Here is an 808-nt window from a genome sequence, read left to right as displayed (position 1 = left end):
TTTATATATATGGCGCGAACAGCACAAGCCAGCCTTGTCTGATCGATGAGACCGTTTTTGGGAGAGTTCAATGACGCTGCAAGGGAAAGTTGCTCTGGTCGCCGGCGGGACGCGCGGCGCCGGACGGGGCATAGCGATCGAACTCGGCGCAGCCGGCGCCACCGTCTATGTCACCGGGCGCAGCACGCGGGCCCAGCAATCCGAATATGCCCGGCCCGAAACCATCGAGGAAACAGCGGAACTGGTCTCGGCGAACGGAGGCAACGGCATCGCCGTTCAGGTCGATCATCTGGTGGCCGACGATGTGCGCAAACTGGTCGAGCGCATCCGCACCGAACAAGGCCGGCTCGACATACTGGTGAATGACATCTGGGGTGGCGAGAAACTGTTCGAGTGGCACAAACCGGTCTGGGACCACAATCTGGACAATGGCCTGCGCATGCTGCGGCTCGGCATCGACACGCATCTGATCACCGCGCACCATGCGCTGCCGCTGTTGATCGAACGTCCGGGCGGGCTGCTCATCGAGGTCACAGACGGCACGGCCGAATACAATGCCGATCACTACCGGCTGTCGCCATTCTACGATCTCGCCAAGGTCGCGGTGACGCGCATGGCATGGGCGCATGCCCAGGATCTCGCCAAACACGACGCAACGTCCGTGTCGCTGACGCCCGGCTGGCTGCGTTCGGAGATGATGCTGGAAGCCTTTGGCGTGAGCGAGGGCAATTGGCGCGACGCCACCGCTGAGGTGCCGCATTTCGTCATTTCCGAGACGCCACGTTTCGTCGGCCGCGCCGTTGCGGCT

At 62.6% G+C, this 808-nt stretch carries 1 protein-coding gene; it reads left to right on the top strand.

Annotated elements, in window-relative coordinates; translation table 11 throughout:
* Positions 1-70: 70 nt before the first annotated feature.
* A partial coding sequence (locus EOC06_RS26865) for an SDR family oxidoreductase (RefSeq protein ID WP_245470105.1) occupies positions 71-808 on the top strand: 738 nt, incomplete at its 3' end.

The sequence above is a fragment of the Mesorhizobium sp. M7A.F.Ca.MR.362.00.0.0 genome (assembly GCF_004023175.1).
In the GTDB taxonomy this organism is placed as follows: Bacteria; Pseudomonadota; Alphaproteobacteria; order Rhizobiales; family Rhizobiaceae; genus Mesorhizobium.
Note: the sequence above shows the minus strand (reverse complement) of the source record. Positions and strands in the feature narration are given on the sequence as shown.